Source organism: Streptomyces sp. NPDC001502, assembly GCF_042894785.1.
GTDB lineage: Bacteria > Actinomycetota > Actinomycetes > Streptomycetales > Streptomycetaceae > Streptomyces > Streptomyces kutzneri.
In genome coordinates this window covers 21,441-45,034 of the sequence record NZ_JBIAVW010000035.1, presented here as the reverse complement: position 1 = coordinate 45,034, position 23,594 = coordinate 21,441, and the positions used below count along the sequence as shown (strand labels likewise).

Here is a 23,594-nt window from a genome sequence, read left to right as displayed (position 1 = left end):
GCGTGCGGGAGAGCGGGCGGGCCGCGTTAGGCTCGACGGGTGGATCCCAAGACCAGAAACCGTGTGATGGCCGGTGTGCTCGTACTGATGTTCGTCGTCGTGGCCGTGGCGGCCGCCGTCGGCCAGTAACCCCCTCGGGGGTGCCGTGCCGGTCAGGACCTACCAGGCGAAGGCCTCCGGCGACGCCCCGGGACCGGGGAAGATCTCGTCCAGGCCCGCCAGGACCTCCTGCGAGAGCTCCAGCTCCGCCGCGCGCAGCGCCGAGTCGAGCTGTTCCTGCGTACGCGGCCCGACGATCGGCCCGGTGACCCCGGGGCGCGTCAGGAGCCAGGCCAGCCCGACCTCGCCCGGCTCCAGGCCGTGCTTGTCCAGCAGGTCCTCGTACGCCTGCACCTGCGCCCGTACGGCGGTGTTCGCCAGCGCGTCCGCCGAACGGCCGGAGGCACGGCGCCCGCCCTCGACCTCCTTCTTGATGACGCCGCCCAGCAGGCCGCCGTGGAGCGGGGACCACGGGATGACCCCGAGGCCGTACTCCTGGGCCGCCGGGATGACCTCCATCTCGGCGCGCCGCTCGGCGAGGTTGTAGATGCACTGCTCGCTGACCAGGCCGAGCCGGCCGTGACGGGCCGCGGTCTCGTTGGCCTGGGCGATCTTCCAGCCGGGGAAGTTGGAGGAACCCGCGTAGAGGATCTTGCCCTGCTGGACCAGGACCTCGACGGCCTGCCAGATCTCCTCGAAGGGAGTCAGCCGGTCCACGTGGTGGAACTGGTAGACGTCGATGTAGTCGGTCTGGAGCCGCTTGAGGCTGGCGTCGACGGCCCGCCGGATGTTCAGCGCCGACAGGCGGTCGTAGTTGGGCCAGGTGTCCGCCTCGCGGTACATGGAGCCGTACACCTTGGTGGCGAGGACCGTCTTCTCACGGCGGTCGCCGCCCTGGGCGAACCAGGTGCCGATGATCTCCTCGGTGCGGCCCTTGTTCTCGCCCCACCCGTACACATTGGCTGTGTCCACGAAATTCAGGCCTGCGTCGAGGGCGGCGTCCAGGATGCCGTGGCTGGTCGGTTCGTCTGTCTGCGGACCGAAGTTCATCGTGCCGAGGACGAGTCGGCTGACTTTGAGTCCGGTGCGTCCGAGCTGCGTGTACTTCATGGGACCCAAGCCAACTGCTTCGAGTGCGCTCGAAGCAAGACCCCGCCGTGAAGGGCGTGTTACAGCCCCTGCGCGGGCCGGTAGGGGCCGCCGATCCCCCACGCCTGGTGCAGGACGGCCGCGAACTCGCCCGCCAGCCGGTGCTCGCCCGAGGCGTTCGGGTGAGTGCCGTCGTAGGTGTCGCGGTGGATGTCGTACGCGTCCGGGCGCGCGGCCAGCAGGATCGGCGAGGCGCCGGTCGACAGGTCGGCGACCGCCTTCGCGAGGAGCTCGTTGAAGCGGGCCACCTCGGCCGCGAAGGGGGCGTCCTCCTCGGCCCGGCTGTTCGGGATGACCGGCAGCAGGACCATGCGGACGGCGGGGCCGGCGGCGCGGGCCTCGGCGACGAACCGGCGGGCGTTGGCGGCGGTCTGCTCGGCGTCGGTGTAGAAGCCGAGGTCGATCAGCCCCAGGGAGACCAGCAGGACGTCGGCGCCGGTGTCGGCGACCGCGGGGCCTATGAGGGGGGCCATGTGCTGCCAGCCCTCGCCCCAGCCGGCCAGGTGGCGGCGGGCGCGCTCCGGGAAGCCCGGGTCGGCGTACGCGTGGCTGGTGGGCGTGTCGGCGACGGTGTCGTACAGCTCGCAGCGCGGACCGACGATCCGGTACGGACCGCCGAAGGTCGAGCTGAGGTGCTGCCACATCCGGTAGCGCCAGGTGTAGTCGCCGGCGCGTCCGATGGTCATGGAGTCGCCGACGAACATGAAACGCATCCGGTCATCATCGCGGATCGCGCGACAGAAACCCCTGTGACGCCGGACACGCGGCACGTACTGGCAGGCTGGGGGAATGCGCCTGCCCATGCCGTCCGCCGCCGCGTCCGCCGCCGTTGCCGTCACCGCCGCCGTCGCCGCCGCACTCGCCGTGCTGCCGGGCCCGGCCCTCGCGGCGGAGTCCCCCACCACGTCCTCCTTCACCATCTCCGACCCGCGGATCAAGGAGTCGAGCGGCCTGGCCGCCAGCCGGATCCACCCGGGCGTGTACTGGACGCACAACGACAGCGACGACGGCCCGTACATCTACGCGGTGGACTCGACATCGGGCAGGACGGTGGCCCGCGTGACGCTGACGGGGATCGGGAAGCCGCGCGACGTCGAGGCGATCTCGCTGGGCCCGGACGGGCAGCTCTACGTCGGGGACATCGGCGACAACCGCAACGGCACCTGGGACCACGTGTGGATCTACCGCTTCCCGGAACCGAGGCAACTGGGTGATGTCACGGTCGAGGCCGCGCAGTTCACGGTGAAGTACGCGGACGGGGCGCGCAACGCGGAGGCCCTGATGGTCCATCCGGTGACGGGGCGCGTGTACATCGCGAGCAAGGACGAGAACAAGGGCGGTCTGTACGAGGGTCCCGCGGAGCTGACGAAAGGGGGCACGAACGTGTTCCGGCGGGTCGCCGCCGTGCCGTGGGTGACGGACGGGGCGTTCTCCCCCGACGGCACCCGGCTGACGCTGCGGGGCTACTTCACGGCCCGCACCTACCCGTGGAAGGACGGCCTGCCGGAGGGCGAGGGCGAGCGGGTGGACGCGCCGTGGCAGGGCCAGGCGGAGTCGGTGACGTACACGCCGGACGGCGCCACGCTGATGTTCGGCGCGGAGGGCGAGGGCAGCCGGGTCATCGCCGTGCCGGTCGCCGCCGCCGCGTCGGCCTCGCCGCAGCCGGGTGCCCCTTCGGAGGCGGGCTCCACGCCGGAGCCGACGGGCAGCTTCGGCAAGGGAGCCCTCGTCCTCGCGGGCGGCCTGGCCCTGGTCTTCGGCGCCAAACGCCTCCTCCGCCGCCGCAGCAGCTGACCCCGGCCCCGCCGAACCCATCCGGCCCCGCCGGGCCAAACCCAGCCCCTCCGGCCCATCCGGCTCCGCCGGGCCAACCCCAGCCCCTCGGGGAACATCCAGCCTCGCCGGGCCAAACCCAGCCCCTCCGGCGTTTGAGGAGCGGGGTCCGGGGCGGAGCCCTGGCAGCGGCGCGGGCGCCGAATCACCTGGTTCCGGGTGCGGCGCCGTTGCCAGGGGCGCTGCCCCCGGACCCCCGCTCCTCAAACGCCGGAGGGGCTGAATGTGCCCGGAGGGGCTGAATCGGCCCGGCGGAGGGAGCCACATGGTCCCGGCGAAGCCGGATTGGCCCAGTGGGCCGGAGGGCCTCGATGGAGGGCCCGGCAGCGTAGGGCTTGGGTTACTCCTCGCGGATCGGGATGCGGCCGTTCACCGGCGGGGAGGCCGGGGAGGGGGTGCCCGACGGCGGGGTCTGGCCCATCGAGGCCAGGAGTTGGCGGGCCACGCCGAGGCCCGTGCCGCCCATCGTCAGCGCCTTCGCGAACATCTCCGACATGCCCTCGGCCCCGTTCAGCAGGACCATGTGCTCCACGTTCCCGAAGGCCCCCGCGCCCGCCTCCACGATCGCCGGCCAGTTCTCGGCCAGCTGCTGCGCGACGACCGCCTCCTGGTTCTCCGCCAGCGCGGCGGCCCGCGCCTTGATCGCTTCCGCCTCGGCCAGACCGCGGGCCTTCGCCGACTCCGCCTCCGCGAGACCCCGCGCCTGCGTGGCCGCGGCCTCCGCCTCACCGGTCGCCCGCGTGGCCTTCGCCGACGCGATGCCCCGCGCCTCCACGGCCTGCGCGTCCGCGGTCGCCGCCGTCGTCACCCGCGTCGCCTCGGCGGCCGCCGCGAGCTCCGTCTCCTGCGCCTTCGCCTGCGCCGCCGAGATCCGGGCGTCACGCTCGGCCTCCGCCCGGGTGCGGGTCTCGTACGCCGCCGCGTCCGCGGGCTTGCGTACGTCCGCCTGCAGCTGCTGCTCGCGCCGGTGCGCCTCCAGCTCCGCGACCCGGGTCTCCTGGACGACGACCTCCTGGCGGGCGGCCGCCTCCGACAGCGGGCCCGCCTGGCGGGCCGTCGCCGCCGCCTTGTCCCGTTCGGCCTGGTAGCCGGCCTGCAGGATCTCGCTGTCCCGCGTCGCCTCGGCCATCCGGGCGAAGGCGGCCTGCTCGGCCTCCGTGGCCAGCCGGTTCGCCTCGGCCTGCGCGATCCGCGCGTCCCGCTGCACGGCCGCCGCGTGCGGCATCGCCAGGTTCTTGATGTAGCCGGTCGGGTCCTCGATCTCGTGGATCTGCAGCGAGTCGACGATCAGGCCGAGCTTCTCCATCTCGGTACCGCAGGCCATCCGGGTCTGGCCCGTCAGCTTCTCCCGGTCGCGGATCATGTCCTCGACCGTCAAACCGCCGACGATGGACCGCAGATGGCCCGCGAAGACGATGTGCACGCGCTCGGGCATCATCTTCTGCTGGTCCAGGAACCGGCGGGCCGCGTTGGCGATCGACACGAGGTCGTCGCCGACCTTGAAGATGACGACGCCCTTCACCCGCAGCGGGATGCCCTGGTGGGTGACGCAGTCCACGGACAGCTGTGTCTCGTTGAGGTCCAGGGACAGTTTCCGTACCGCCTGCACGCCCGGGAGTACGAGCGTCCCCCGCCCGGTGACGATCCGGAACCCCATGCCCTGCCCGAGGCCCTCGGTCTTGTGCGTGGAACCGGAGATGACGAGTGCCTCGTTCGGTTCGGCCACCCGCCACATGAGCTTGAACAGGCCGATCAGAGCCACGATTGCGGCGAGAACGATTCCCGCCACGACGCCGATAGCCATCGGCAACGCCCCCTTAGCGCGGTGCCGTTCGGCACCGACGAGGCCGAGTCTGCGCCTGCCGCATCCCCGCCGGAAGATGCGGGCCGAGTCTTGTCGCCATCTTGATACGTACAGGTGGGACGGGGCGTCAGTTGTCGTAGGCGGCCATCACGTACACCGTGCGCGGCGGCAGGTATTCGACCACCGTCACCACCGTCCCGACGGCGATGCGGCCGGTCCCGGAGACCGGGTGGGCGAGGAAGTGCTCCGCCCCGCCCCGGATCCGTACGATGACCTCGCCCACCAGCCCCGGCCCGACCGTCCCGGTCACCCGGCCGGTCAGTCCCACCATGTCCGCGTCGGCGCCCGTGTCCCCCATGGGGCGAGGGTACGCCGCACGGCCGCCGGAAGGGGCCTGCCGGGCGGACCACGAGGCTACGAGTGGCCGAGGTCCGCGGCCGGCAGATCCGATTCCGAGACCGGAACCGAGCCCGTGTCGGAGGCCGGTCGCAGGGTGAACTCGTCCGAGGCCATCGAGTCGAGCACCGGCGGGGCCGGGCGCAGCGGCGCCGGCATGACCGCGGCCTCCGAGTGGCCGCCGCAGCCGTAGGACAGCGACACCAGACGGCCGTCGGCCGGGCTGAACTCGTTCGCGCAGACGCCGAAGGCCTGGCCGAGCGAGCCGCCGATGGCGACCAGGAAGCCGCAGGAGACGCAGGACGCGGGCGCGGCCTGCGCCATCGGGGTCTTGGCGCCGAAGGACTCGTCCCAGCGGTCGGCGGCGGTGTGCAGCCCGTACCGCGAGAGCACGCGCGCCCGGCGCATGCCCAGTTCCTCGGCGACCGAGGTGATGGAGCCGCGTACGGGGACCACCGCGCGGTCGGTGACGTCGGCGTCCTCGGCCTCGACCAGTTCGGCCATCTCGGCGGAGACCACCGAGTTCGGCGGCGGGGTGTCCTCGCCCGACCAGCCCGGCTCCAGGCGCAGGTCCTCGGCGTCGGTGGGCAGCAGGTCGCCGGGGCCCATGTCGCCGGGGCGCAGCCGCTCGCTCCACGGCACCCACTCGGGGGCCAGCAGCGCGTCGTCGCCGGGCAGCAGCACCGTTTCGTCGAGGGTGACGTTCTTCGCGCGGGAGGCGCGGGTCACGGTGACGGCCCAGCGCCAGCCGCGGTAGCCCGGTTCCTTGGACTCGAAGAAGTGGGTGACGACGCGGTCGCCCTCCGCCACGGCGGAGACGTGCGCGCCCACCACTCCGGGGAAGGCGGCCTCCTCGGCCGCCGCGCGGGCGAGTTCTACCGCCTCGACGCAGAGGCGGTCGGGGGTACGCGGGGTACGGCTTCGCGTCGTCGCAGCACTCACTGGTCTCGTTCTCTCCTACGCCGTCTCACGTGTGCGCCGTCCGTACTGTCGTCCACAACGACCCGTCGGTGCTGTCCGTACGTGGCACGGGCGGAGCGGACCAGAGGGCCGCGTCGACGTCCGCACCCGATCGGACTCCGGGCGCACCTCACTGCGACCCATTCTGCGGGATCACGAAGAGGCGCGCGGCCAGGAGCAACCGCCGGTGGCGCGCTACGCACGCTACCTCCTCTTAAGCCTCGGGCACACATGCAAGGTCCGATTCGCGGACAAGCCACCGGCCGGGTGACGCGCCGGGAGGCGCCCGGCAGGGCCGGGTGGGGCACTATGTCGAGTGTGGCACCCGTACGGTCGTCCGACGACGGCTCGGGACCGGCCAGGCGGGCCGGCCGGGCTGTCGGGCGTGCGCTGCACCTTCCGGCGCGGGGGATCCGGCGGGCCACACACGCGCACGGGGCGGGGGAATCGGGCCTCGGCAAGCTGATCGAGCTGCACGCCATCAACGGCGCCGGCGATGTGATGATCACGGTGGCGCTGGCCTCGACGGTGTTCTTCTCCGTTCCCACGGACGAGGCGCGCGGCCGGGTGGCCCTGTACCTGGCGATCACGATGGCCCCCTTCACCGTGCTGGCCCCGGTGATCGGTCCGCTGCTGGACCGGCTGCCGCACGGCCGGCGGGCGGCGATGGCGGCCTCGATGCTGGCGCGCGCGCTGCTGGCGCTGCTGATGTCGGGCGCGGTGGCCACGGGGGGCATTCAGCTGTATCCGGCGGCGCTGGGCGTGCTGGTGGCGTCCAAGGCGTACGGGGTGGTCCGCAGTGCGGTGGTGCCCCGGCTGCTGCCGCCCAAATTCTCACTCGTCAAGGCGAACTCCCGGGTCACGCTGGCCGGCCTGCTGGCCACGGGCGCGGCGGCACCGGTGGGTGCCGCCCTGCATCTGATCGGGCCGCCGTGGCCGCTGTACGGGGCCTGCGTGATCTTCGTGTGGGGCACCGTCGCGGCGTTCACGCTGCCGCACAAGGTGGACGAGGCCAAGGGCGAGCGCCGGGCGCGGCTGTCCACGCACGAGCCGCACTCGAAGCGGCCGGGCCTGCGGACGGTCAGCCGGCCGGTGCTGTGCGGGCTGCTGGCGAACGCCTCGATGCGTGCGCTGTCCGGGTTCCTGATCTTCTTCCTGGCGTTCCTGCTGCGCGAGCATCCCCTGGCGGGGCAGAGCGCGGCGGTGTCGCTGGGCATCGTGGGCGTCTCGGCGGGCGTGGGCAACGCCTGCGGCACGGCGGCGGGAGCGTGGCTGCGGGCGCGGGCGCCGGAGGCGATCATCGCGGCGGTGCTGTGCCTGACCCTGGGCGTGGCGGTGCTCGCGGCGGTGTTCTTCAGCGCGCTGTTCATGGCCGTGCTGGCCGCGACGGCGGGCTTCTGCCAGGCACTGGCGAAGCTGTCGCTGGACGCGATGATCCAGCGGGACGTCCCGGAGTCGGTGCGGACCTCGGCCTTCGCCCGTTCGGAGACGCTGCTCCAGGTGGCGTGGGTCCTGGGCGGCGCGATCGGCATCGTGCTTCCGCTGAACGGGGTACTGGGGATGTCGGTGGCCGCGGCGATCGTGGCCCTGGGTACGACGATGGCCCTGCGCGGCGTCCTCTCGACCCCCCGCCCCCACCACCCGGACACCGCCCGCCCCCGCGTGGCGTAGGAAGTCCGGCCCCGCCGGCGTTTGTGGCGCGGGGGTCCGGGGGCGGCGCCCCGGCAACGGCGCCGCACCCGGCCGAACCGGCCGAACCGGCCGAACCGGCCGAACCGGCCGAACCGGCCGAACCGGCCGAACCGGCGGAGCCGGACCGCGCCGCGCCGCGCCGCGCCGCAGGCCACCGGTACCCCGTGCGGCGGCGCAGCCCACCGGCCCGATAGCCTTCGGCTCATGACCGCACCGCTTTTCTCGGGTAGGGCCCGCCGCAGCGTCGCGGCCCTCGGAGCCGTGTCCGCCGGCCTCCTCCTCCTCTCCGCCTGCGGCGAGAAGCCGACACCGCTGGCGACCGTGACGGTCGGCACCTCGTCGGTGTCCGCCGAAGCCTCCTGCCACAACGACGGCAAGGAGCTCTCCATGGACCAGGTCCAGGAGTGCCTCACCAACCTCAAGAACCCCAAGACCGTCGAGTACGCCCGCGGTGACACGCTGCGTCTCGGTGTCGAGCCGGAGATCGTCGAGGACGGCAAGCGCTGGTCGGCGGTCCTGGACGGCCAGCCGATCACCGAGCCCTCCTCGAACACCTACCGCAGCTTCCCGGGCGCCGACGTCTTCGCGACCGGCGGCCAGGGCGAGGCCCCGTCCTCCAAGAAGCTCGCGTTCCTGCAGATCGCCGAGGACGGCAAGCCGCTCGCCGTCTGGTCCTTCAACCTCAAGCTCAAGTAACCGGGCGGCGGCGGTGCGCGCGCTCGTCGTGACCGCGGTGGCGGCGGAGGCAGACTCCGTCACCACCGGGCTGACCCCTCATCCGGACACTCCTGGTCCTGAGCCACGCACCTTGCCCGGCGGCTACCTCATCAACCGCCGGGACCTTCCGGGCATCGCCTTCGACGTGCTCGTCGGGGGCGTCGGTCCGGCGGCGGCCGCCGCCGGGACCGCCACGGCCCTGGCCCTGGCCCTCGCCGACTACTCGCTCGTCGTCTCCGCCGGCATCGGCGGCGGGTTCGCGCCCGCCGCCCCGCTCGGTTCCCTCGTGGTCGCCGACGCGATCGTCGCCGCCGACCTGGGGGCCGATACCCCCGACGGCTTCCTCGACGTGACGGAGCTGGGCTTCGGGCACAGTGTGCACCTGCCGCCCGCCGAGCTCGCCGCCCGCGCCGCCGAGGCGACCGGGGCGCTGCTCGCGCCCGTGCTGACCGTCTCCACCGTGACCGGGACCGCCGCCCGGGCCGCCGCGCTCGCCGCCCGGCACCCGATGGCCGGGGCCGAGGCCATGGAGGGTTTCGGGGTCGCGGAGGCGGCCGCCGCGCACGGGCTGCCCGTACTGGAGATCCGCGCCGTGTCCAACGCCGTGGGCCCTCGTGACCGTGCCGCCTGGCGGATCGGGGACGCGCTGACCGCGCTCGCCGGCGGCTTCCGCGTGCTGGGGCCCGTACTCGCGAACTGGGGAGAACGCCATGAGCACCCGCACCGGTGAACCGCTGAAGATCGCCTATTCGCCCTGCCCGAACGACACCTTCGTCTTCGACGCGTGGGCCCACGGCCGGGTACCGGGCGCGCCCGCCCTCGACGTCACCTTCGCGGACATCGACCTCACCAACGGCATGGCCGAGCGCGGCGAGCTGGACGTGCTGAAGGTGTCGTACGCCGTCCTCCCATGGGTCCTGGAGGAGTACGCGCTGCTGCCTTGCGGCGGGGCGCTGGGGCGCGGCTGCGGCCCACTCGTACTGACCCGCGAGCCGGGGCTCGACCTGACCGGGCGGACGGTGGCCGTGCCGAGCGAACGCTCCACCGCCTACCTGCTGTTCCGGCTGTGGGCCGCGGACGTGCTGCCGGAGGGCGTCGGCAAGGTCGTCGTCCTGCCGTTCCACGAGATCATGCCGGCGGTCCGGGACGGCCGGGTGGACGCCGGGCTGGTGATCCACGAGGCCCGGTTCACCTATCAGGACTACGGGTTGCACTGCCTGGCCGACATGGGTGAGCACTGGGAGTCCACGACCGGCCTGCCGATCCCACTGGGCGCGATCATCGCCCGGCGCTCGCTGGGCGCGGAGCGGCTGCGCGCGCTGGCCGAGTCGGCCCGTACGTCGGTCCGGATGGCCTGGGACGACCCGGAGGCCTCCCGCCCGTACGTCCGCGCGCACGCCCAGGAGCTGGACCCGGCCGTCGCCGACCAGCACATCGGTCTCTACGTCAACGAGTTCACCGCGGACCTCGGCGATTCCGGCTACGCGGCGGTGCGCGGGCTGCTCACACGGGCGGCGGCCGAGGGTCTGGTACCGGCCATCCCGCCCGGCTCGCTGGACTTCCCGCAGGACTGACCGCCCGCACACACGACTGCGCCCCGCCGCTCTTTCGAGTGGCGGGGCGCAGTCGTACGCGTGACGGTGCGAGGTTCAGACGTCGAGCTGGTCGGCCACCGCGCGCAGCAGTCCGGCGATCTTCGTGCCGTGCACCTTGTCGGGGTAGCGGCCGCGCTCCAGCATCGGGGTGATGTTCTCCAGGAGGGTCGTGAGGTCCTGCACGATCGAGGCGAGCTCGTCGGGCTTGCGCCGCTGCGCAGCCGCGACGGAGGGTGCCGGGTCCAGTACCGTCACCGAAAGTGCCTGGTCACCGCGCTGGCCCGCGACGACACCGAACTCGACGCGCTGGCCGGGCTTGAGAGCGTCCACCCCGGCAGGGAGCACCGACGAGTGGACGAAGACGTCGCCGCCGTCGTCGCGGGAGAGAAAGCCGAAGCCCTTCTCACTGTTGAACCACTTGACCTTGCCGGTAGGCACGTCCGTCCTCTGTCCTTGTGCTCGTCGGGGGTCCGAAGTGCCGTGAACGGCTCCGGACAACAGCGCAGCGGGCCATGTGTGACCCGCCACCTCAAGGCTAATGGTCGGGGGCCGGGTGACAAGACGTTCCCCGGTCCTTCACGGTCGGCTGCTTCGGCCAGGGAACTACCCTGGTGAGGTGACTGTTACTCCTCATTCAGACGAAGCGCGGCCCGGCGACGGACTCGTCAAGGCCGGCGGCATCGTGTTCATCGCCGGGGCCGTGGCCACGCTGGCGACCATGGCTCCGCTCTTCCTCGACATCGACCCGTTCCCGCCGTACGCGTGGGCGGTCTGCATGCTCATGGGCGTCGGCTTCGCCCTCTCCGCGGCGGGCGTGCTCCGCTCGGCCTCGGCGCAGCGCCGGGCCGCCCGGGCCTCGCAGGCGTAGCCGCCCGGGAAGCTTTCAGACGGGCTGCGCGGCGACGTACTGCGCGAGCCACTGGGGCAGCGCGGTGAGGTCGGGCAGCACCACGTCCGCGCCCGCCTCGCGCAGTTCCTCCTCCGGGCACGGGCCGGTCGGCACCACCACGGACAGCGCGCCGGCCGTGCGGGCCCCGCGTACGTCGCCGACGTGGTCGCCGACGTAGACCTGCGCCCCGTACTCGCGCAGCGCACCGGCCTTGGCCTCCGCCCAGAGCCAGCCGACGACCGCGTCGGGCTCGATGCCGAGGTGCGACAGGTGCAGGCGGGCGTTGGGCTCGTGCTTGGCCGTGACGACGATCGCGCGGCCGCCCAGCGCCTGGACGGCCTCGATCGCCTCGCGGGCGCCCGGCATGGCCGGGGTCGGCCCGATGCCGTACATGGGGTAGATCTCGCGGTAGCGGTCGGCCACGGCCGGGATCTCGGCCTCCGGGAACCAGTGCGCGAGCTCCTCCTCCAGCGGCGGACCCAGCCGGGTGACCGCCTCGTCGGCATCGATGAAGGTTCCCGTCTCGGAGGAAAGGGCCTGGTAGGCGGCCTTGATTCCCGGGCGCGAGTCGATGAGGGTCATGTCGAGGTCGAAGCCGACGGTGAGGTTCATACCTTCCATTGTGCCGAGGCGCCCGCACGGCAGGCCGACTGCGGGCCGACTGCGCGCCTACATCAGGGGAACGCACGCCGAAGACCGCCCGCCGTCCGGCGCGGCCCACGCATCCTGCACCTCCTTCGAATCCCTCATATCCGTGCTCAACCTTTTCCCGGCGGCGGCACTCAGGACAGGGGTGAGACACACCATGTGAAGGGGAGGGCGGATGCCACCAGGCACCGAGCACGACTTCGAGGCCTTTGCCCGGGCCGGTCAGCGCAAGCTGTACCGGACCGCGTACCTGCTGTGCGGGAACGCCGACGGCGCACGCGATCTGACGCAGACGACGCTCGCGAAGCTGTTCCAGCACTGGCGGCGGGTGTCCGCCGCCGAGCATCCCGACGCGTACGCCAGAACCGTGCTCACCCGCACCTTCCTCGCCGAGCGGCGGCGGCGCCTGCGTGACCTGCTGGCCCACACGCGCGCCGATCCGCCGTCCCGGCCCGAGCACGCCGACCTGCGCGTCACCCTGCTCGCCGCGCTGGCCGAACTCCCGCCGCGGGCCCGCGCCATGGTCGTCCTGCGCTACTGGGAGGACCTGAGCGTCGAGACCGTCGCCGAACTGCTGCGCTGCAGCGAGGGCACGGTCAAGAGCCAGTGCTCGCGCGCCCTGACGAAGCTGCGCGCGCGGCTCGGCGAGGCCCACATCTACGCCACCGAGAGCTGAGGAGACGCCATGGGTACCAACGAGGACCACACGGAAGACCGGGCCGCAGCCAGGCTCGTCCGGGACGCGATGGACCGTGCGACCGCGGAACTGCCCGCCACGGTGGACCTGGTGGGCCCGGCCCGCGCCCAGGGCCTGCGCCGCAGGGCGCGCGTCCGGGCGGCGATCGGCGGTGCGGTACTGGCCGTGGCCGGGCTCGGCCTGGCCGGAGCCTTCGTCCTGCCGGGCGACGGCGACGGCCGGGGGGCGACCGGAGCCACCGGGGTCATCGACGTGGCCGCGCCGCCGGCGAGCTCCGGACCGCCGCCGCCTATCCACCTCGAACCCAGTCCGGGCGAATCGTCGATGGCCGACCTGCCGCCCGCCGAGCGGGCCCGGCAGGAGAACTTCCAGAACCAGGCCGTCGAAGTGCTCCAGCGGCTGCTGCCCCCGTCGGTCGGCACCGTGCAGCGGATCGACCTCAACGTGCGGCACTACCAGGGCACCAAGGACGGCAAGGCCTTCCACATCATCTTCTCGGTGCGGCCGTTCGAACCGGGCACCTCTCCCCAGGCCTGCCGGAACGTCAAGGGCCGGGTCTGCTCGAAGGCCACCCTGCCCGGCGGCATCGAGGCCAATGCGTGGATCTCGCCGGTCAACAACGGCACGGTCACCGAGTCCCGGGTCTCGTTCCGTTACGGCGCGAGCGACGTCTCGCTGGCCGTCAGCCCGCACGACGCGTCGAACACCTCGGCGCCCGTCACCGCCCAACAGCTCCTCGACCTCGCCAAGTCCTCCGCCTTCCTCGACCTGGTCAAGGCGGCCGACCGCGACCCGGTGGAAGAGATGCAGCGCACGATCGTAGGCGGCTGACCGCCCCGACCCCGCCGGCCACATCCAGCCCCGCCGCGCCCCCGGCTACCGCCGCCGCGCCCGCCACACCAGGTACAGCGCGGAGGCCAGCGCGGCGCCCCGCAGGACCCACGGCCCCATCCCGTGCAGCGCCCCGCTCAGCTGGTCGTCGGGCAGCGTCTCGCCCCACTTGCCGTTCATCCGGCCCCACACCCACAGCACCGCCCCCGCGAGCACCGCGCCGGGCGGGCCGAAGACCGCCCATTTCCGCTCGGCCGGCCTCAGCACGCGCGAGGCGAACGGAAGGAGCCAGCCGACCACGAGGAGCAGCCAGTAGCCGGTGACCATGCCGACGACGAGGACGGCCGCCGCCAGCAGCAGGAGGGCGTTCGGCCGCGGGCGGGCGGCCGGGGCCGCCGGGGCTTCCGGCCCGGCGGCCCCGGCCGCCGCGTCCTTCTTCGCGCGCCGCCGCTCGCGCAGGAACCGTACGAGGCTCCGCGCGCGCCCCTCGTCCTCCCCGGGCCGAGCCGGCGCCGCCGCCGCCTCCCCCGGCTCGTCCTCCGCCCCTTCCTTGAACAGGTCCGGGATCTCGATGCCGCCCGCGAAGCCGTCGACCTGCGGGCCCGCCCCGTACGCCGCCGGGCTCACCCGCCACCAGTCGGGCTCGGCCCCGCCGGAGGGGCCGAGCTCGTCCAGCCCGGCCAGGTGCGGCGGCACGTTCTCGGGCTCCGCCGCCGGGCGGGCCGGGGCCGCCTTCCGGCTGCGCAGGCGGCCCGGTCCCCGCTGGACGGGGACCGACAGGCCGGCGTCGGCGGGGGCCGCGGGGGCAGGGGCGGGCGCCGCGCCCTGCCGGGAGCCGAGGGTGTCCAGGACCTCCTCGGGCGTGCCGATCCGCTCCAGAATGCGCCGTACGGCGGCCGGGGTGTCCGGGTCGTACTTGGCGCGCCGACGGTCGATCTCGTCCCGCAGCCCCGACACCAGCCGCATCCGGTCACCGGAGGACAGCTGCCGCTGTTGCGCCAAGTCCCCGACGCGGCTCAGATATTCGTAGACCAGATGGTCGCTTTCGATCCCCACGCCCAGGCTCCTCCCTTACCCCCTGTCCCGAAGGTAGCGCGTGCGCCCGTGGAGCTGCTGCGGGCGCAGCGGATACCGTTGACCGGATGGGGACCGGCCGACTGACCGGCCGACGCGACCAGGAGGCGACTGTGCCCGAGGCAAGCACTGCGGCGGGATCCGCCGGCGGGAGCCCGGCGGGAAGCTCCCCGCGTTCACTCGCCGAGGCGCTGCGCGCCCGTGACGACGCGGCGCTCGCGGCCCTGTTGCGCGCCCGCCCGGACCTGCTCGGGCCGGTGCCGGGCGATGTGACGCAGCTGGCCACCCGGGCCGGCACCCGGGCTTCGGTGGTGCGCGCCCTGGACCGGCTGGACCGGTTCGCCCTGCAGACCGCCGAGGCCCTCGCGGTGGGCCCGGACCCGTGCCCGTACCCGGTGCTGGAGGGGCTGCTGACGGGCGGCGAGGACGAACGGGCCCGCGCCGAGCTCCCCGGCGCCCTGGCCACCCTGCGCGACCAGGCCCTGGTGTGGGGCGACGAGGACCGGCTGCGGCTGGTCCGCACCGCGCGCGAGCTGCTCGCCCCCTCGGCCTCCCGCCCCTCCCCCACGGGCCTCGGGCCGACGGTCGCCGAGGCCACGGCCGGGATGTCGCCGACCCGGGTGCAGGAGATCGTGGCGGCCGTCGGGCTGCCCGCCACCCACGACCCGGTGTCCGCGGTGACCGCGCTGACCGGGCTGTTCACCGATCCGGAGCGGATGTCGGCGCTGCTGGACGAGGCTCCGGCGGAGGCGCACCAGGTGCTGGGGCGGCTCGTGTGGGGGCCGCCGTACGGGGAGGTCACCCCGAATCCGACGCCGCCGGTGCGCTGGCTGCGCGACCGGGGCCTGCTGCTGCCCGCGACGGCGCGGACGGTCGTGCTGCCCCGCGAGGTGGCGCTGCACCTGCGCGGCGGGCTCGCGCACCGGGACACCGCGCCGGTGGCTCCGCCGGTGCCCGCGCACCGCGAGCACCGTCCACAGCTTGTGGACGCGAACGCCGCCGGGCAGGCGCTGGCCGCGCTGGCCACCGTCGAGGAGCTGGTGAAGTCCTGGGAGCACGCCGGTCCGCCGGTCCTGCGGGCGGGCGGGCTCTCCGTACGGGACCTGAAGCGGACCGCGGCCCTGCTGGACACGACCGAGCCGCAGACGGCCTTCTGGGCCGAACTGGCCTACGCGGCCGGTCTGCTGGCCAGCGACGGGGAGGCGGACGAGCGGTACGCGCCCACCCCGGCCTTCGACGACTGGGTCGAACTGCCGCCCGCCGAGCGCTGGTCGCACCTCGCGGCGGCCTGGCTGCCGGCCACCCGCACGGCCCCGCTGGTCGGCGAGCAGGACACCAAGGGGCGCACGCTCTCCGCGCTCGGCCCCGAACTCGACCGGTCCGCCGCCCCCGAGGTGCGCCGGCGCGTGCTGGAGCTCCTCGGCGACCTGCCCGAGGGCGCGTCGCCCGACCCGGAGACCCTGTTGGCGCGGCTCGCCTGGGAGCGTCCCGTACGCGGGGCGAGCGATCTGCGGGCGCGTCTCGCGCACTGGGTGCTGGTCGAGGCGGAGGTCCTCGGCGTGACCGGCCGGGGCGCCCTGTCCGGTCCCGGCCGGGCCATGCTGGAGCACCGCGACCCGGCCCCGCTGCTGGCCCCGCTGCTGCCGGAGCCGGTGGACCACGTGCTGCTGCAGGCCGACCTGACGGCGGTGGCCCCGGGCCCGCTGCGCCGCCCGCTGGGCGACACCCTCGCCGTGCTCGCGGACGTGGAGTCCAAGGGCGGGGCGACGGTGTACCGGTTCACGCCCGGCTCGGTGCGCCGGGCCCTGGACGCCGGTCATGCCGCCGCGGACCTGCACGCCTTCCTCAAGGAGCACAGCCGTACGCCGGTGCCGCAGCCGCTGGCCTACCTGATCGACGACGTGGCCCGCCGGCACGGACACCTGCGGGTCGGCGCGGCCTCCTCGTACGTGCGCTGCGACGACGACGCGATGCTGGGCGAGATCCTGGCCGACAAGCGGTCGGCCGGGCTGGGGCTGCGCCGCCTCGCGCCGACGGTGCTGGCGGCGCAGGCGGATCCGACCGTGCTGCTGGAGGGGTTGCGGGCGATGGGTTACGCGCCGGCCGCGGAGTCCCGTACCGGCGACGTGCTGGTGGCGCGGGCCGACGCCCACCGCACCCCGGCCCGCTCGGCGCCCGTACCGGTGCCGGAGGGTCCGCCGGTGCCGGACGCGACGCTGCTGGCGGCGGCCGTACGGGCGATCCGCGCGGGCGACGTGGCGGCGACGGCGGTGCGCAAGGAGCCCGCGACGGCCTCCGCCGCCGGGACCGGGGTGCCGGGCGAACTGCCGCGCACGAGTGCGGCGGAGACCCTGGCGACGGTGCAGGCGGCCGCGCTGACCGGGTCGGCGGTGTGGATCGGGTACGTGAACGCGGAGGGCGCGGCGAGCCAGCGGGTCATCGCGCCGGTCCGGGTGGAGGGCGGCTTCGTCACCGGGTACGACCACACGGCGGACGAGGTACGGACGTACGCGCTGCACCGGATCACCGGTGTCGCGGAACTGGCGGACGACCAGGTGTGACGACCAGGTGTAGGGGGTGGGGTCGGCGGGGCGGCCGCGGCTGCCGGTCCGCGCCGCCCGCGCCGAAAACCGATGGTCAGCAGGGTGACGGGCCGTCATCCTGGGCCCATGTCCGACGAGCACGTACCGAACCGCCAGATCCGCGCGGCGCACACCGACACCACCGTCACGGTGTACCAGGCCTATTCCCCGGCGCTCGGGGTGCCGGCCGCCCGCGACGGGCGCTTCCCGCCCGCCTGGAAGCGGGAGCGGATGACGTGGATCAAGCCGTCGTTCCTGTGGATGATGTACCGCTGCGGCTGGGGGGCCAAGGACGGCCAGGAGACGGTGCTGGCGATCGAGATCACCCGCGAGGGCTTCGACCGGGCACTGCGCGACGCCTGCCTGTCGCACTACGCGCGGGGCGTGCACGCGGACCGGACGGCCTGGAAGGAAGCGCTGCGCGGGGCGCCCGCCCGGGTCCAGTGGGACCCGGAGCGGGACCTGCGGCTGAACCCGCTGCCGTACCGCTCGCTCCAGCTGGGCCTGTCCGGTCCGGCGTCGCGGGCGTACGCCGACGAGTGGACGGTCTCCATCCGTGATGTGACCGGGCTGGCCCGGGAGGTCCGCGGTCTGCTCGGGGCCGGGGACGAGGCGGCCGCGCGCGCCCTGCTGCCCGTGGAGACCCCGTACCCCGCGGGTCCGCTGCCCCACCTGGGCGCGTAGCCGGTCGGTCCCGCTCGGCCCCGGTCGGCCCCGCTCGGTCCCGGCCGGTTCAGTCGCGGATGAGCACGACGACGAATCCCGCGACGACACCCACCAGCAGGGCGAGCAGGGAGTAGCGGGGCCGGTTCTCGCGCAGCACCGGGAGGTAGTGGTCGACGGCGAAGCGGCCCGGCCCGGTGAGGGTGAGGGCGACGATCGCGGCGAACAGCACCACTTCGAGTTCCACGCCCTTGGGCGGGAAGTAGGCGCTCAGGCCCCGGACGTCGAGGACGTTGATGAAGGTGCCGGTCAGGGCCGCTCCGGCGAGCGGGGTGAGCAGGCCGAGGGCGAGGCCGAGGCCGCCCAGGGTCTCGGCGAGACCGGCGATGACGGCCATGGCGTCGCCGGCGGGGTAGCCGGCCGCCGTGAAGCCCTTGCCGGTCGCGGTGAGGCCCGGGCCGCCGAACCAGCCGAAGAGCTTCATCGTGCCGTGGCCGGCCATGCTCAGGCCGACGACGAGCCGGAGCAGGAGCAGGCCGGTGTCGTGGGTGACGGTGGTGGCGGGAGCCGAGGAGGTGCTGAGGAGCGTGCGGTCCCAGCTTGCTTGCGTCATGAGGGTCCGTTCCGACGTCGCCTGTGGGCGCCAGTGGGCGCCTGCCACCCTAGGCCGCGCGCCGGTGACGCTCCGGGAGTGACGTCGCCGCCCGTCCCATCGGCCCGCGGCGTCTACCCGTTCGGCCCTGGAACACCTGGACACGACCGCGCCGAAAGGCCGTCCCCACCCGTTGGCTACCCTCTCGGACCATGTCTGACCTGCCTCCTTTCCACAGCGCGATCATCGACGCGATCATCGGCCACGCCGGCCGGGCGACACTTCCCTTCCAGCGGATCCACCGGTCGGAGCAGTACGCGACGGCCTTCTGGTTCAACGAACTCGTGGAGGAGACCGCCGAGGGTGCGGTCGTCCGGCAGTACCTGGTGACCGCCGGTGAGCCGACGAGGGTCGAGACGGCCGAGATCACCCTCCGGCCGCAGCTGTGCGCACCCGCGATGAGCGCGGAGAAGCTGGCGATGACGGACTTCGCGCAGGGGTGGACCCACCTCGGGGACCTGGGCGTGGCGGTCATGCCCGACACCGCGCTGTACGCGCACGCCGCGCGCAAGGGGTGGAGCTGGACCACGGACGAGATCACCGACGGCGTCGCGGCCACGGAGGAGGACATCGCCGGTCTCGACGGGACGCCGGTCCCCGCCTACGTCCTCGGCCACGATGTCGGTGCCGGGAACGGCGCGCGGGAGCAGGCCGTCGTGGTCGGGCAGATCGTGCGCACCGGCGAGGACGGCGTCCGCTGGGTCGGGACCCTGCCGCAGGGGTGCGTCGGCGCACCGGTGTTCATCGGCACCGGTCTCGGCGAGAACAGCTTCAAGCTGGTCTGCGTCGGCGTGGCGCTGCCCGGCGACGGGCATCACCCGATCGCGACCTTCGACCGCATCCGCACGGCCCTGGGCGCCCTCGCCCCGGACGCCGACACCGCGCCCGCCCCGGACGTACAGCCCGTCGAACCGAAGCGTCGCTGGTGGCAGCGGCGCGGCTGACGCCGACCGCCGCGGCCGGCGGCGAGCACGGGTCTCACCTGGGGGCGTGGTCGGTCCGCCGATGTGCGCGATGCTCCCGGTCCAGGCGGCGAGGTCCCGCTCGTTGTGCCCGGCGGCGAGACACCCCCCTAGGGCTCCAGCCGGAAGCCGTCGGCGACGAGGGTCCGCGGTATCGCGAAGTCGGCGGGCACGAAGGGCTGCCGGTCTTGGTTCAGGCCAGGACGGTACGTGCCTCCGCCGCCAGGGTCAGCAGCTTTTCCACCGGCCACTGGTCGTCCGCGTGCACCCCGTAACCGGCGGCCAGGACGCGTCCGTCCGGCGCGATCAGGAAGTCCGCCGGCAGCCCCAGGCGCCCGCCGTCCTGGACGAGCGTCGGCGGCTTCGCCCGGCCGCGCAGGATGTCGAGCGTGCCGACGGCGATCGCCCGCCAGGCGCGCGCGGCCAGCAGGGCGCGGTAGGACGACTCGACGCCGAACTCCGCGTACAGCCGCTTGCGGGGGTCCGCGACGACGGCGAAGGGCAGGTCGGCGACGTGTTCGCGCAGTTCGTCGGCGCCGGAGTGGAAGACCACGACCTCCCGGATCCCGGCGGCTTCTATCTCGGCGTGCCGCCGCACCACCGAGCGCAGGTGCAGATGACAGATGGGGCAGCCGGCGAACCGGCGGAACTGCAGGTGGACGAGGTGTCCGGGGTCGGGGACGGCCACGGGCGCGCCGTCCGCGACGGCGGTGAGCGTGCGGGTACGGACGATGGAACCGGTGTCGAGCTGCACTGAGGTCTCCTCCGTAAGCGTATGTCGTACACCTACAGCGTAAGCGTATGTCGTACGCTGTCAACACCATGCCGCGCCCCCGCTCACTCACCCCGGACCAACTGGCCGCCGCGGCCCTCGCCGTGATCGACCGTGAGGGTCTCCCCGGACTGTCCATGCGTGCCGTCGCCGTCGAACTCGGCATCAGCACCATGGCCCTGTACCGGTACGTCCAGGACCGCGGGGAGCTGGAGGCCCTCGTCGTCGAGCTGGTCCTCGGCGCCGTCGACAGCACCCCGCCGCCCCTGACCGCCGGCCCCTGGCCCGACCGCATCACGCTCCTCGTCGACCGGATGCGGGACACCGTCGGCGCGCACCCCGCCGTGCTGCCGCTCACCATGAGCCACCGGCACCGCTCCCCCGGCGTGCTGCGCTGGGGCGAGACCGTCCTCGGAGTGCTCGGCGAGGCCGGGTTCGGGGCCGAGGAGCGGATCATCGCCCTGCGGGCCCTGCTCGCCTACGTGATCGGCGCGATCCAGCAGGAACACCTCGGCGCCCTCTCCGGAGCGGGCACCGCCGCGATCGCCGAACTCCCGGCGCACGAGTACCCGTACCTGACCGAGGCCGCCCTCGGCGCCCGCTCCCTCACCCCGGACCGCGAGTTCCACGGCGGCCTCGCCCTGCTCCTGGACGGCCTGGGCCGCTGACCCGCCCAGGGCCCCGCCCAGGGCCCCGCCCAGGGCCCCGCCCAGGGCCCCACCCGGTGCCCCGCGGCGTGCCCCACCCGGTGCCCCGAGGCGGCCCCGCCGAAGCGCCGTGTTCCCACCCTCCGCGCCGTACGGCACACTGGAGGTTTGACCTGAATGAAACGGGGCGCCGCGCGTGAATGGTCCACTCATCGTCCAGAGCGACAAGACCCTCCTTCTCGAAGTCGACCACGAGCTCGCCGGAGCCGCCCGGCGTGCCATCGCCCCCTTCGCCGAGCTGGAGCGGGCCCCCGAGCACATCCACACCTACCGGATCACCCCGCTCGGCCTGTGGAACGCCCGGGCCGCCGGCCATGACGCCGAGCAGGTCGTCGACGCGCTCGTCGAGTACTCCCGCTACCCCGTCCCGCACGCACTCCTCGTCGACGTCGCCGAGACCATGGCGCGCTACGGCCGCCTGACCCTCTCCAAGCACCCCGTGCACGGACTGGTGCTGACCAGCACCGACCGGCCGGTGCTGGAGGAGATCCTGCGGTCCAAGAAGGTCGCCCCGCTCGTCGGTGCGCGGCTCGACGCCGACACCGTGGCCGTGCACCCCTCCGAGCGCGGGCAGATCAAGCAGACGCTGCTCAAGCTGGGCTGGCCCGCCGAGGACCTCGCCGGCTACGTGGACGGCGAGGCCCACCCGATCGACCTGGCCGAGAACGGCTGGGCCCTGCGGCCGTACCAGCAGCAGGCCGTCGAGGGCTTCTGGCACGGCGGCTCCGGTGTGGTCGTGCTGCCCTGCGGCGCCGGCAAGACGCTGGTCGGCGCCGGGGCCATGGCGATGGCCAAGGCGACGACGCTGATCCTGGTGACGAACACCGTCTCGGCCCGCCAGTGGAAGCACGAGCTGGTCAAGCGGACCTCGCTGACGGAGGACGAGATCGGCGAGTACTCCGGTACCCGCAAGGAGATCCGGCCCGTCACCATCGCCACCTACCAGGTCCTCACGACCAAGCGGAAGGGCGTCTACCCGCACCTGGAGCTCTTCGACTCCCGCGACTGGGGCCTGATCGTCTACGACGAGGTGCACCTGCTGCCCGCGCCGGTCTTCAAGTTCACCGCCGACCTGCAGGCGCGCCGCCGGCTCGGCCTGACCGCGACGCTGGTGCGCGAGGACGGGCGCGAGTCGGACGTCTTCTCGCTCATCGGGCCGAAGCGGTTCGACGCCCCGTGGAAGGAGATCGAGGCGCAGGGCTACATCGCGCCCGCCGACTGCGTGGAGGTCCGGGTCAATCTGACGGAGTCGGAGCGGCTCGCCTACGCGACCGCCGAGACGGAGGAGAAGTACCGCTTCTGCGCGACGACGGCGACGAAGCGCAAGGTCACCGAGGCGCTGGTGGCCAAGCACCGCGGTGAGCAGACCCTCGTCATCGGGCAGTACATCGACCAGCTCGACGAGCTGGGCGAGCACCTGGACGCCCCCGTCATCAAGGGCGAGACGTCCAACGCGCAGCGCGAGAAGCTCTTCAACGCCTTCCGCGAGGGCGAGATCAGCGTGCTGGTCGTCTCGAAGGTCGCGAACTTCTCCATCGACCTGCCGGAGGCCACCGTCGCCATCCAGGTGTCGGGCACCTTCGGCTCCCGCCAGGAGGAGGCCCAGCGCCTGGGCCGCGTGCTGCGGCCGAAGGCGGACGGACACGAGGCGCGCTTCTACTCGGTCGTCGCCCGCGACACGATCGACCAGGACTTCGCGGCGCACCGCCAGCGGTTCCTCGCCGAGCAGGGGTACGCCTACCGGATCATGGACGCCGACGAGCTGCTGGCGAGCGACTGACTCCGGCACGCGCGGGCGGTCAGGACGGCCAGTAAGGGAGCGCACCAGACCCACAGCGGCGGCCAGTCCAGTACGAGGTCCCGGGCCGCGTCGGCCAGGTGCCGGGTCCAGAACTCGGCGGAGGCCTCCGGCAGGACCAGCAGCCCGAGCAGGGCGGTCCCGGCCGAGGCCGCCAGCGCGGTGAGCCCGGCGCGGACGCGGCGGGTCAGCAGGAGGTACGCGGCGATGGCCGCCGGGGCGAGGGTGATCCCGGCGGCGACGCCCAGCGCGAAGCCCTTGCCGAGCGCGGAGCGCGGCCGCCCGAGGTCCCACAGGACCAGGCAGGCGAGAGCCAGGTTGATCAGCCCGGGCAGCGGTGCCTGGAACAGCGGCTGCAGCCACAGCCCGGCGATGGTGGCGGCCAGCACGGGCCCGGGCCGGGACCGGAGTCCGGCAAGGCGGCAGGACAGCGTGATCAGCAGGGCGAGCAGGCCGGCGTTGCCGAGGACGAGGACGGCCTTCAGCGCTCCGCTCGGCAGCCACGCGGCGGGCGTGAACAGGATCGCAGCGAACGGCGGATACGTGGCGGACGGCCCCCACTCGGCGGCGGAGAAGCCCTGGACGAGGGCGTCGGCCACCGGAATGCGCAGGGCGATGCAGAGCACACCGAGCAGCAGCAGCGAGCCGGTCAGCAGCACACCGGCGAGGGACGACGGTGAGCGGCTGGGAACGGGACTCCGGGTCACCCGCGTGACCCTAGTGGATCAGCGGATGTGCTGCGTGGGGCCCGAGGTCAGTGGCGTATGACGCCCGCGTCCTCGGCGTATTCACCGAGCACGACGACGCTGACGGCGGTCGCCGCGAAGATCTTGACGGCGCGCAGCATGCCGCCGAGGCCGTTGCGCGGACGGGAGTCGGATGCGGCGCCGCTAGGACGGCTGCCCTGGATCGAGGTGAAGGTTGCGGGGCTCATGCATCCATGGTGCGTTTTCGCGCCGTCCCGCACATCGCTCCCGGGAGGGAACCTCAAAGGCCCCCGGGTCCTCCTCCCGTCGCATGCGTACCCCTAGGGGTGGATACCAAGGTCTGACACTCTCCGGTACGACGCGGTACGACGCGGTACGACACCCGTCCGGATGCACACGGGCGGGTCGGGACGGACCCTGGGAAGGT

The 23,594-nt window shown here is 73.7% G+C and carries 25 protein-coding genes; 13 read left to right on the top strand and 12 right to left on the bottom strand.

The window, feature by feature from the left end:
• Positions 1-159 precede the first annotated feature (159 nt).
• Positions 160-1,149 carry an aldo/keto reductase gene (locus ACFY0D_RS37640; RefSeq protein ID WP_390802386.1) on the bottom strand — a complete coding sequence of 330 codons (990 nt, stop codon included), beginning with the start codon at positions 1,147-1,149 and terminating at the stop codon, positions 160-162.
• 59 nt (positions 1,150-1,208) lie between these two features.
• A complete protein-coding gene (locus tag ACFY0D_RS37635; RefSeq protein ID WP_390802385.1) occupies positions 1,209-1,901 on the bottom strand; it encodes a GDSL-type esterase/lipase family protein in 693 nt (230 codons plus the stop codon).
• 76 nt (positions 1,902-1,977) lie between these two features.
• Between ACFY0D_RS37635 and ACFY0D_RS37630 the strand changes: the two genes are divergently transcribed.
• The gene (locus ACFY0D_RS37630) at positions 1,978-2,982 is read left to right on the top strand and encodes a WD40 repeat domain-containing protein (protein ID WP_390802384.1); all 1,005 of its coding nucleotides are present in this window, start codon (positions 1,978-1,980) and stop codon (positions 2,980-2,982) included.
• Between the two features lie 379 nt (positions 2,983-3,361).
• On the opposite strand, the gene ACFY0D_RS37625 is transcribed toward ACFY0D_RS37630, so the two are convergent.
• From ACFY0D_RS37625 to ACFY0D_RS37615, 3 genes are all read right to left on the bottom strand, one after another.
• Positions 3,362-4,825, bottom strand: coding sequence for a flotillin family protein (locus ACFY0D_RS37625; protein WP_390802383.1), 1,464 nt, complete (start codon positions 4,823-4,825; stop codon positions 3,362-3,364).
• A 127-nt stretch (positions 4,826-4,952) separates the two neighbouring features.
• The gene (locus ACFY0D_RS37620; protein ID WP_189735107.1) at positions 4,953-5,183 is read right to left on the bottom strand and encodes a hypothetical protein; all 231 of its coding nucleotides are present in this window, start codon (positions 5,181-5,183) and stop codon (positions 4,953-4,955) included.
• Positions 5,184-5,239: 56 nt separating this feature from the next.
• On the bottom strand, positions 5,240-6,163 hold the full coding sequence (locus ACFY0D_RS37615) for a DUF3027 domain-containing protein (RefSeq protein ID WP_390802382.1): 924 nt from the start codon (positions 6,161-6,163) through the stop codon (positions 5,240-5,242).
• Positions 6,164-6,490: 327 nt separating this feature from the next.
• Between ACFY0D_RS37615 and ACFY0D_RS37610 the strand changes: the two genes are divergently transcribed.
• The 4 genes from ACFY0D_RS37610 (at position 6,491) to ACFY0D_RS37595 (ending at position 10,164) form a co-directional block, all read left to right on the top strand.
• A complete protein-coding gene (locus tag ACFY0D_RS37610) occupies positions 6,491-7,852 on the top strand; it encodes an MFS transporter (protein WP_390802381.1) in 1,362 nt (453 codons plus the stop codon).
• Positions 7,853-8,077: 225 nt separating this feature from the next.
• Complete coding sequence (locus ACFY0D_RS37605; RefSeq protein WP_150257960.1) at positions 8,078-8,569, top strand: DUF2771 domain-containing protein; 492 nt, start codon at positions 8,078-8,080, stop codon at positions 8,567-8,569.
• A gap of 13 nt (positions 8,570-8,582) precedes the next feature.
• Positions 8,583-9,320: a futalosine hydrolase gene (locus tag ACFY0D_RS37600; protein WP_390802380.1), complete on the top strand. Its 738-nt coding sequence runs from the start codon at positions 8,583-8,585 to the stop codon at positions 9,318-9,320.
• Positions 9,301-10,164, top strand: a complete 864-nt coding sequence (locus ACFY0D_RS37595) for a 1,4-dihydroxy-6-naphthoate synthase (RefSeq protein WP_390802379.1) — start codon at positions 9,301-9,303, stop codon at positions 10,162-10,164. The genes ACFY0D_RS37600 and ACFY0D_RS37595 overlap by 20 nt, the downstream gene beginning before the upstream one ends.
• A gap of 75 nt (positions 10,165-10,239) precedes the next feature.
• Here ACFY0D_RS37595 and ACFY0D_RS37590 read toward each other — a convergent pair whose 3' ends face one another.
• Positions 10,240-10,623, bottom strand: coding sequence for a cold-shock protein (locus ACFY0D_RS37590; protein ID WP_030012939.1), 384 nt, complete (start codon positions 10,621-10,623; stop codon positions 10,240-10,242).
• Between the two features lie 178 nt (positions 10,624-10,801).
• On the opposite strand from ACFY0D_RS37590, the gene ACFY0D_RS37585 reads away from it, so the two are divergent.
• The gene (locus ACFY0D_RS37585) at positions 10,802-11,053 is read left to right on the top strand and encodes a hypothetical protein (protein ID WP_390802378.1); all 252 of its coding nucleotides are present in this window, start codon (positions 10,802-10,804) and stop codon (positions 11,051-11,053) included.
• A 15-nt stretch (positions 11,054-11,068) separates the two neighbouring features.
• On the opposite strand, the gene ACFY0D_RS37580 is transcribed toward ACFY0D_RS37585, so the two are convergent.
• Entirely contained in the window at positions 11,069-11,686 is a 618-nt protein-coding gene (locus ACFY0D_RS37580; RefSeq protein ID WP_390802377.1) for an HAD family hydrolase, read from the bottom strand.
• A gap of 211 nt (positions 11,687-11,897) precedes the next feature.
• On the opposite strand from ACFY0D_RS37580, the gene ACFY0D_RS37575 reads away from it, so the two are divergent.
• Together ACFY0D_RS37575 and ACFY0D_RS37570 are read left to right on the top strand one after the other, a co-directional pair.
• On the top strand, positions 11,898-12,398 hold the full coding sequence (locus tag ACFY0D_RS37575) for a SigE family RNA polymerase sigma factor (protein ID WP_314251884.1): 501 nt from the start codon (positions 11,898-11,900) through the stop codon (positions 12,396-12,398).
• Positions 12,399-12,407: 9 nt separating this feature from the next.
• Positions 12,408-13,250 (top strand): hypothetical protein, encoded by an 843-nt coding sequence (locus ACFY0D_RS37570; protein ID WP_390802376.1) that lies wholly within the window; start codon positions 12,408-12,410, stop codon positions 13,248-13,250.
• A 45-nt stretch (positions 13,251-13,295) separates the two neighbouring features.
• On the opposite strand, the gene ACFY0D_RS37565 is transcribed toward ACFY0D_RS37570, so the two are convergent.
• Positions 13,296-14,306, bottom strand: a complete 1,011-nt coding sequence (locus ACFY0D_RS37565; RefSeq protein ID WP_390802375.1) for a hypothetical protein — start codon at positions 14,304-14,306, stop codon at positions 13,296-13,298.
• A gap of 86 nt (positions 14,307-14,392) precedes the next feature.
• On the opposite strand from ACFY0D_RS37565, the gene ACFY0D_RS37560 reads away from it, so the two are divergent.
• Both ACFY0D_RS37560 and ACFY0D_RS37555 read left to right on the top strand, forming a co-directional pair.
• Positions 14,393-16,885, top strand: coding sequence for a helicase-associated domain-containing protein (locus ACFY0D_RS37560; protein ID WP_390802374.1), 2,493 nt, complete (start codon positions 14,393-14,395; stop codon positions 16,883-16,885).
• A 108-nt stretch (positions 16,886-16,993) separates the two neighbouring features.
• Positions 16,994-17,590, top strand: coding sequence for a DUF4291 domain-containing protein (locus ACFY0D_RS37555; protein WP_390802373.1), 597 nt, complete (start codon positions 16,994-16,996; stop codon positions 17,588-17,590).
• Positions 17,591-17,639: 49 nt separating this feature from the next.
• Here the strand turns inward: ACFY0D_RS37555 and ACFY0D_RS37550 are convergent, their stop codons facing one another.
• Positions 17,640-18,182, bottom strand: a complete 543-nt coding sequence (locus ACFY0D_RS37550) for a DoxX family protein (protein ID WP_390802372.1) — start codon at positions 18,180-18,182, stop codon at positions 17,640-17,642.
• 191 nt (positions 18,183-18,373) lie between these two features.
• On the opposite strand from ACFY0D_RS37550, the gene ACFY0D_RS37545 reads away from it, so the two are divergent.
• A complete protein-coding gene (locus ACFY0D_RS37545) occupies positions 18,374-19,165 on the top strand; it encodes a hypothetical protein (protein ID WP_390802371.1) in 792 nt (263 codons plus the stop codon).
• 211 nt (positions 19,166-19,376) lie between these two features.
• Here ACFY0D_RS37545 and ACFY0D_RS37540 read toward each other — a convergent pair whose 3' ends face one another.
• The gene (locus ACFY0D_RS37540) at positions 19,377-19,937 is read right to left on the bottom strand and encodes a peroxiredoxin-like family protein (RefSeq protein ID WP_390802370.1); all 561 of its coding nucleotides are present in this window, start codon (positions 19,935-19,937) and stop codon (positions 19,377-19,379) included.
• Positions 19,938-19,984: 47 nt separating this feature from the next.
• Here ACFY0D_RS37540 and ACFY0D_RS37535 point away from each other — a divergent pair, with 47 nt between their 5' ends.
• Together ACFY0D_RS37535 and ACFY0D_RS37530 are read left to right on the top strand one after the other, a co-directional pair.
• The gene (locus ACFY0D_RS37535) at positions 19,985-20,623 is read left to right on the top strand and encodes a TetR/AcrR family transcriptional regulator (RefSeq protein WP_390802369.1); all 639 of its coding nucleotides are present in this window, start codon (positions 19,985-19,987) and stop codon (positions 20,621-20,623) included.
• Positions 20,624-20,798: 175 nt separating this feature from the next.
• Entirely contained in the window at positions 20,799-22,442 is a 1,644-nt protein-coding gene (locus tag ACFY0D_RS37530; protein WP_030387353.1) for a DNA repair helicase XPB, read from the top strand.
• On the opposite strand, the gene ACFY0D_RS37525 is transcribed toward ACFY0D_RS37530, so the two are convergent.
• Together ACFY0D_RS37525 and ACFY0D_RS37520 are read right to left on the bottom strand one after the other, a co-directional pair.
• Complete coding sequence (locus ACFY0D_RS37525; protein ID WP_390802368.1) at positions 22,400-23,167, bottom strand: glycosyltransferase 87 family protein; 768 nt, start codon at positions 23,165-23,167, stop codon at positions 22,400-22,402. The two genes, ACFY0D_RS37530 and ACFY0D_RS37525, sit on opposite strands and share 43 nt — an antisense overlap.
• Before the next feature lie 47 nt (positions 23,168-23,214).
• Entirely contained in the window at positions 23,215-23,394 is a 180-nt protein-coding gene (locus ACFY0D_RS37520; RefSeq protein ID WP_390802367.1) for a hypothetical protein, read from the bottom strand.
• Between the last annotated feature and the right edge of the window lie 200 nt (positions 23,395-23,594).

Coding starts and splice junctions, on each gene's coding strand:
- ACFY0D_RS37640 (WP_390802386.1), bottom strand. CDS start 1,149: ATGAAGTACACGCAGCTCGGACGCACCGGACTCAAAGTCAGCCGACTC.
- ACFY0D_RS37635 (WP_390802385.1), bottom strand. CDS start 1,901: ATGCGTTTCATGTTCGTCGGCGACTCCATGACCATCGGACGCGCCGGC.
- ACFY0D_RS37630 (WP_390802384.1), top strand. CDS start 1,978: ATGCGCCTGCCCATGCCGTCCGCCGCCGCGTCCGCCGCCGTTGCCGTC.
- ACFY0D_RS37625 (WP_390802383.1), bottom strand. CDS start 4,825: ATGGCTATCGGCGTCGTGGCGGGAATCGTTCTCGCCGCAATCGTGGCT.
- ACFY0D_RS37620 (WP_189735107.1), bottom strand. CDS start 5,183: ATGGGGGACACGGGCGCCGACGCGGACATGGTGGGACTGACCGGCCGG.
- ACFY0D_RS37610 (WP_390802381.1), top strand. CDS start 6,491: ATGTCGAGTGTGGCACCCGTACGGTCGTCCGACGACGGCTCGGGACCG.
- ACFY0D_RS37605 (WP_150257960.1), top strand. CDS start 8,078: ATGACCGCACCGCTTTTCTCGGGTAGGGCCCGCCGCAGCGTCGCGGCC.
- ACFY0D_RS37595 (WP_390802379.1), top strand. CDS start 9,301: ATGAGCACCCGCACCGGTGAACCGCTGAAGATCGCCTATTCGCCCTGC.
- ACFY0D_RS37580 (WP_390802377.1), bottom strand. CDS start 11,686: ATGAACCTCACCGTCGGCTTCGACCTCGACATGACCCTCATCGACTCG.
- ACFY0D_RS37575 (WP_314251884.1), top strand. CDS start 11,898: ATGCCACCAGGCACCGAGCACGACTTCGAGGCCTTTGCCCGGGCCGGT.
- ACFY0D_RS37570 (WP_390802376.1), top strand. CDS start 12,408: ATGGGTACCAACGAGGACCACACGGAAGACCGGGCCGCAGCCAGGCTC.
- ACFY0D_RS37560 (WP_390802374.1), top strand. CDS start 14,393: ATGGGGACCGGCCGACTGACCGGCCGACGCGACCAGGAGGCGACTGTG.
- ACFY0D_RS37555 (WP_390802373.1), top strand. CDS start 16,994: ATGTCCGACGAGCACGTACCGAACCGCCAGATCCGCGCGGCGCACACC.
- ACFY0D_RS37550 (WP_390802372.1), bottom strand. CDS start 18,182: ATGACGCAAGCAAGCTGGGACCGCACGCTCCTCAGCACCTCCTCGGCT.
- ACFY0D_RS37545 (WP_390802371.1), top strand. CDS start 18,374: ATGTCTGACCTGCCTCCTTTCCACAGCGCGATCATCGACGCGATCATC.
- ACFY0D_RS37535 (WP_390802369.1), top strand. CDS start 19,985: ATGTCGTACGCTGTCAACACCATGCCGCGCCCCCGCTCACTCACCCCG.
- ACFY0D_RS37520 (WP_390802367.1), bottom strand. CDS start 23,394: ATGAGCCCCGCAACCTTCACCTCGATCCAGGGCAGCCGTCCTAGCGGC.